Annotated in this window: 4 protein-coding genes; 3 read left to right on the top strand and 1 reads right to left on the bottom strand. The window is 37.0% G+C overall.

The features are described from left to right. Positions 1-788: 788 nt before the first annotated feature. From V7K56_RS36475 to V7K56_RS36485, 3 genes are all read left to right on the top strand, one after another. Positions 789-1,784: a nucleoside hydrolase gene (locus V7K56_RS36475; RefSeq protein ID WP_334918991.1), complete on the top strand. Its 996-nt coding sequence runs from the start codon at positions 789-791 to the stop codon at positions 1,782-1,784. A gap of 115 nt (positions 1,785-1,899) precedes the next feature. Beyond that, on the top strand, positions 1,900-2,832 hold the full coding sequence (locus V7K56_RS36480; protein ID WP_334918993.1) for a tellurite resistance TerB family protein: 933 nt from the start codon (positions 1,900-1,902) through the stop codon (positions 2,830-2,832). Positions 2,833-2,985: 153 nt separating this feature from the next. Next, complete coding sequence (locus V7K56_RS36485; RefSeq protein ID WP_334918995.1) at positions 2,986-4,491, top strand: bifunctional metallophosphatase/5'-nucleotidase; 1,506 nt, start codon at positions 2,986-2,988, stop codon at positions 4,489-4,491. An 812-nt stretch (positions 4,492-5,303) separates the two neighbouring features. On the opposite strand, the gene V7K56_RS36490 is transcribed toward V7K56_RS36485, so the two are convergent. Beyond that, positions 5,304-6,953 carry a GMC family oxidoreductase gene (locus V7K56_RS36490; RefSeq protein ID WP_334918997.1) on the bottom strand — a complete coding sequence of 550 codons (1,650 nt, stop codon included), beginning with the start codon at positions 6,951-6,953 and terminating at the stop codon, positions 5,304-5,306. Positions 6,954-7,185 lie beyond the last annotated feature (232 nt).

The following is a 7,185-nucleotide window of genomic DNA, read 5'->3' on the forward strand; positions in this document are numbered from 1 at the left end:
TTAAATAAGTAATTTACATACAATCAATTGCTTTAAAGACTTATTGTATGGACTTAGCAGCCTTTTTAATAAATATATGAATTTTACAAATTGACAACTTTTATACAAATGTTTAGAAAAACAATCTTTATGACATTGTAATAAAATTGGCGTTAAAAAATCAACCTATCTAATTCTAGATGAAATCAGCAAACAGCTTATAAGTAATTGATTTTCTAGGTTTTACAAAACTAAATATAGATACATTTTATTATGCCCACTTACTTATCTTCAAAGTTACAATACTTATATATTGACAAAAAAGCTAGTCTGTAAGACATTAACTAAAAATATATGACATTCATGTGCTTGTTTTGTCTCATATAAAAGTGCTTTAATAAACTGCTATAGCAAAGGTATTTGCAAAATTGATCTAAAAAATCATCACCGAGGTATAAAACTTTTATTTCGCTTAAGACAGTTCGAGGCTCAGTTGTACTTACGAATTAACTAAAAAAATACATAGCTTTGTAATTAGACCCTTGAGCAAATCATCACTCTCCAGGGCTGCTTGACATGAAGCGATCGCTTCATGTCAATAAAATAATCTATTCTCAATAAGTTGAGAAATAGTCGCATTTATAGCTGATTATTGACACAACTATAGTAATTACTTTGAATTTAAAGAACTAACCAATTCAAAGCAGTTCTATGGAGCAGCAATTAGCATGAGAACCCGGCAAAAATTGCTTTTGATAATGCCCGATTAGACTTTTATACAATCATCCTTTACTTAAACAATTTTTACCATGACAACTCAACTTACGCATCACAAAATTATTCTCGACACCGACCCAGGTGGAGATGATATCTATACCTTCCTGTGGCTTCTTAGCTTGGACAAAAGAGGACTCGCTGAACTTGTCGCTGTTACTTCCGCAGATGGCAATGTCGCTGCCAAATGCACGTTTTCTAGCGCTAGCCAGATTTTAAATTTAGCAGGATTCCCACACATTAAAGTAGGTCGCGGTGTCCTTGCAAAAACAGAAATTATAGAAGATGCCAGCCATATTCATGGTTCGGATGGGATGGGCAATCTTTCTCATACTTTACCCCCTGCCACACACAAAATTGAAGACGCTCCCTACTCCGATGAACTGATTATTGAGGAGTTGAACGCTGCTCCGGGGGAAATTACCATTGTAGCGATCGCACCCCTAACTAACCTCGCGGCAGCAGAAACAAAAAGTCCCGGTATCTTGAAAAAAGCCAAAGAAATTGTGATTATGGGGGGTGCTTTTTTCTGTCTTGGTAATATTACTCCCCATGCTGAATTCAATATTTGGTTTAATGCTGAAGCTGCTCAGACAGTATTTGATAGCCGAGACGATATCGTTGTGCTGCCGCTAGACGTGACCCGACGCTTAATTTTTACGCGAGATATGACTGTGGCAGTCACTCAAGCAAATCCAGAGAGTAAACTTTCTCAGTTCTTGACAAATCTTTGTGAGTTTATGATTAGCACAGCCTTGGGTTATCGAGAAACAGGAGGAATTTCAGGTTTTCTTGTTCATGATGCGGCAACATTAGGATACCTGTTTTATCCAGAAACCCTGATGTTGAAAAGAGCAAAAGTTCGGGTTGAAACAAAGGGACAGTGGACACTAGGACAAACATTGATTGATAGTCGTCCTGCCACGAAAACAGCAGCAAATGCTTGGGTGGCATTGCAGGTAGATGAGGACAAATTTTTTACTAGCTTTATTGAAGATTTGAAACACCTATTTATAAGTGGCAAGCTCTAAGCTTCTCTTGTAGAGTCGCTCCCTCTTGATTTTAGGTTAGTAATTAGTGGCTATTATTTACTAGTTATTTCACAAATATTACCACTGGCGATCGTAAGAAGGAACTTATTTAAACATGGAATTCTTTAAGCAACTAATTTTCTATTTGACATTTGCTTCACTTGGATTCGCTATTACAGACGTTTATCTACGGGCTAACAAGCTCTGGAAGCGCAAACATGATAAAACGGTTGCTGAGAGTATTTCAATTGCGGCGATGTTCGTCAGTATGGTGCCAAGTTGCCTATTCACATTAAATTATCTATTTGTTGGCCAGTGGCAGGGATTTATTCAAGAGGTTCTGTATCTATTACTCGTGATATTTAATATTTCAGTGGGAATAGAACTATGGGTTCCAGGAGAACGTCATAAAAGTTTTTTCACATTGTTGAAGCGGGCTCTTAATTTAGAGCGAAAGGAAGTTGCAGATTTAGCAATAGCTTTATTTAAACCGCCTCAGCATAAAACAATCATTGATATTCTCTGCCAGATTGCATTAATTGATGAAAGGCTGGACGAACGGGAACGAAAATTTATTGATACGTTTGCCCATAAATGGGGTATTGAGTTTTCTTGGAATATGCTTCAGTCACGAAGTTCTGATTCAGAGATGAACTTTATTAAGCTGCGGCAAGATGTTGAGAACTACTTGGCAACCTCTCCTCCAACTGAACAGATAATTCAATTACAGGACTTAATTAATATACTCATCAGGATTGATAAAAACATTTCCGAGCTAGAAAAACTCATTAGTATTGAATTGAATGGAATGTTTCGTCGTTATCTTAACTATAACGAAATATCCGAGGTTTTTTATACAATTGTGATTCCTCAAAACGAGAAGCAAGAACAGGCGATTGCTCAAAATTTTTCTGATTTGACCCGTTACAATATTGCTGAAGGATTTGTCTACCGTAGCCAACCCTTTTACTCCAAGGAATTTGCCAAAATTTTTAGTAATCAATATCGGTCGCTCAATTTCTTTAGCATTGTGACGGAAATGTTGTAAGTTCTTCTGCTATCTAGACTAATAATTTTAAAAATTATTTACTTATGAAATAACTATATCTTTGTACAGTAATATTTAACAGTTTAAATATGCATATACTTACTATTTATAAATCAAAAGAAGATTAATTTATTAGTTTCATAAAGGTAAAAGATGATGACGAGCGCAGAGCGGTTTAAAAAGTTCATAATTTTGCATTCTAATGATATGCATGGAGACTTTCTAGCTGAGGCTGGGGGTGAAGAAGGTCATCTGATTGGTGGAGTGGCGCTGCTTTCTGGTTATATCAATAAGGTGCGCCAATCAGAGAAAAACGTACTTTTTGTAATTTCTGGTGATATGCTCCAGGGTTCTCTGATTGATAAGGAATATAAAGGTATTTCAACTATAGAAATCATGAATTACCTCGCTCCAGATGTTGTGACTCTGGGGAATCACGAATTGGATTATGGATTGCCTCACTTACTATTCTTAGAAAAGATGGCAAATTTCCCAATTGTGAATGCCAATTTGTATATCAAAAAGTACAACAAACGTTTGATGAATCCCTATCTGATCCTCAATGTAGATGGATTCGATATTATGTTCATCGGAATTATTACTGAAGAAGCTTTGAAGACATTAAAACGTGACAGCAGTATTGGCACATTTGTAAGTCTTGAAGATGCTGCTTCCGAAGTTGGCAAAATTTGCAACGCCTACAACAATGACGACATTGACCTGACAATTCTGCTGACTCACATCGGTTTTGAAGAAGATAAAAAACTAGCAGCATTGCTAGACCCCGAATGGGGTGTGGATATGATTATTGGCGGACACTCTCATACATTTTTAGAGCAACCTGCCCAAGTTAACAATATTTTAATTGCACAAGCTGGAATTGGTACAGACCAAATTGGACGCTTTGATATTATAGTAGATGACGATACTAACAGCATTGTTGAATGGCAGTGGCAACTTTTACCTGTAGATAATAATTTGTCTAAACCAGATCCAGAAATCGAAAAGTTGATTACGATTTTTCAAGAAGAAGTCGATCGCAAATATAATCGACTGATTGGGCGATTAGCCCGTCAACTGACCCATCCTAAGCGTGAAGAAGAAACGGAATTGGGTAACTTAATCGTTGATATTATTGACCAACTAGATATGTTGGATGTAACTTTACTTGGAAGTGGCTCAATTCGCAGAACAAAATTAGGACCGCTAGTTACACTCAGCGATATTAAAGAAGTTTTTCCTTACGACGATGTACTTTATAAACTTAAAGTTACAGGCGTACAGCTTACTAAGATATTCGTACATATAATGAGACTAGAAAATAGAATACCCGGTGAAAGTTGTTGTTTTCAGGTCAGCAAAGGTATTCAAGCAATTTATAGTAATTCTCAAAATCAGCTGGAATCTTTGAGCATTAATGGACAACCCGTACAAGCCGATGCTCAATACACTATCTGTATAGAGGAATATCATTATAAAAATTCACTACATAGTCTAGGCATAACAAATGAAGACTTGACAAAATTAGATAATGCTAGGGTAATTTCAACATCTTGCCAGAATGTCCTTGAAGAATACTTTAGCCATCATCAAAATCTTAATAGCCAAATCGAAGGAAGATTGATCTACAAATTGAGTAGCGCCTACGGCAAAAGTTAGAGTTTAACTTGATTTTGAAATAGCTCACACCTTTCAACTACCGAGAACTGGTAGCGTTGCGGGCAGCCATTTGGTTAACCAGAGCAACAATGCCACAATGAAACAACCATAACAGATATAGTACATTAACGTTAACCGATTAATTTCATCGCCAAATTTACTATGCCCAAGGACTGAACCTAAAGATAAATAATGCCTAATGTGAATTAAATAGGTTGAGACTGAAAAGTGAGAACATCAATACCAAAATGGCGACGAAGCAATAAACGTAATGTGTGAGATGCAATTTTGGCAGCAAAGTGTACACAAAGAATATGGCGTTGCTTAGTTGTGAGATGATTTAAGCGATCACTCAATTCTACCGGCTATATGTAAAGTGAAATAGAGTGCGATCGCATCCCTCGAAACTCAAGCTATTGATTCAGCTTTGTACTTGGAATGCGATCTCCATTGAATCTTGTAGTGAATAGTTCCAAACCCTTACAAGGCTTCCTTTTGAGATGTTGTACAACTTTTTTATTTATCAATATGACGAATTTTGGAAAAATTGTACAACTTTATTTTTATAAGTCGCGTGAATGCCAACGGTAATATAGGGGTTACAAACTGCAAAATTGTACAACTTTTTTATACTTCTACATTAGCTTCAGAAGGTGCAAAATTTCTCATACAACGTTTATTTAATATTTACTCCAGTGACGTTGCTACGGAATCGCGCCATCGACAGATTGACGCTTACACCCAACAAATTTGGCTTTAGTTCTTAAATTGACACCAAGGGATATACGGTGCCCCTACACTTGCTGCTATATTTAGTGACAAAATTGTGCTTTCAGATGGTCTGCCAATCGAATTGCTAAGGCAACAATAGTGAGCGTAGGATTAGCATAGCCTCCTGTAGGGAAAACAGAGCTACCTGCCATAAATAAATTAGAGATGCCGTGAACTTGACAATTTGCATCGACTACTCCTTGTTTTGGGTCATGATGCATACGCGTTGTTCCCATATTATGATGGGTACTAAGAGAAGCAACTGGACGATCTCCATCCAATTCAATCTGCAACTCACCCAGTCCGGCACTAGCAAACTCCTGTGCAAATACTAGCTGCGATCGCTTCACACTGCAAATATCTATTTCGCTCCAATGATTAGTTAATTTTGCTTGCGGACAACCAAGCTTATCTAATTGATTACTGAGTGTCACCCGATTATTTGGATTTGGGGTTTGTTCAGTTTGGCTGAGAACTTCAAACTTTGTATATTTCTGTTCATTATCTTCATGGTAAGACCATCCTCCATGACTCAAATCAGGGAATAAATATTCTTTTTTAAGATTATATTTATACCAATCAGCTACTAAATCATCAATATTCGTAATCACATTTTGTAAATGCTGAAAAATATTTTTAGGTAACTGTTTTTGTCGAACTGAAGAGAACAAGATTTTTGCAGAAGCCTTTGCTGCCGATCTAAATTTTTTATCTCTGGGATATAACAATGCGGTCATATTTAGTAATTTCTCGCGGCGCATAACTTGTTCTGTTAGGGCAAATTTTCCCATGACTGCGACATTATTCACGCCGCGTAAGTCATACAAAGCCATTGAATTAAATATTTTGCGATTTTGCGGAATAAGCATACCACAACGAATAAAAGGATGATCCATAAAGAATCTACCCATTAAATCATGTTGATTGCCTAATCCATTCTTTTGAATTCGGTTTGATAACAGCAATAAACGCGCGTTTTCAATCCCACCTGCGGCTAAAATAAATACTTTTGCCGCAACCCAAAATTTATTACCAGATAAACAAGCAACTTGCACACGTTTCACTGTTTGGGCTGTTTCGTCTGCCTCAATTTCTACCACATTGGCGTTGAGGAATGTAATTATATTAGGAGATTTATTAATTTGATGTCGATATTCATTGGTAAAAATATCGCGCGGGCCAAACTGAAACATACTGGTAGTAACTCGGTCACTTGTGAAATGTATCCGAGGAGATTGAGCATTTTCCCAAGCCTTAGCTTCATAAGCAAAAGAACCGAGTTGACAAACTGCTTGAGCGCGCTCATAAAATGGATTGAGGTGAGATTTACTAAAAGGCCAGCCACTGTATGGCACCCAATCTCGTTTTTCAAAATCTATTTCGTCTAACGGCACGTGCCTCAGACCAAGCTGATTTTTATTAATTTCAATATTCCAGACATTAGCCAATCCACCAAATTGACGATGACGCATATCTTGCAGTGGTGGAAAAGGATCTCCAACCGTTTCGCCTTCACCAAGAGATGCGGTCTCTTGATTAAATTCTAAATCACCACTTTCTAGTAAGCACACTCGAAAGTCTTGCCCAATTAATTCCCGTGCAAGTGTAATTCCTGCTGGACCAGCACCAACTATACAAACTTCAGTTTTAATAACTTCATCTATTGGCAATTTACGACTATCAATCAACATTGATTTAGTTCCTTTTGCATAAATATTTGTTGTCTTACGCAGACGTGCAGAAAGTTTTATAATGATTTATCGGATTAATTACGAGGCGTAAATGCGTTTGTAGTAAGTACTTTAGTGCTTACTACAAACCTATCAAAACTTCTGCCTTGCGGTACTAGTGGTCTGTCCCATTAATTTTGATGGGTTGGATAAATCTTTGAAAGCTTAACTCTTGCATCCTCTGTACGAAAAC

Source organism: Nostoc sp., from assembly GCF_036917535.1.
In the GTDB taxonomy this organism is placed as follows: domain Bacteria; phylum Cyanobacteriota; class Cyanobacteriia; order Cyanobacteriales; family Nostocaceae; genus Nostoc.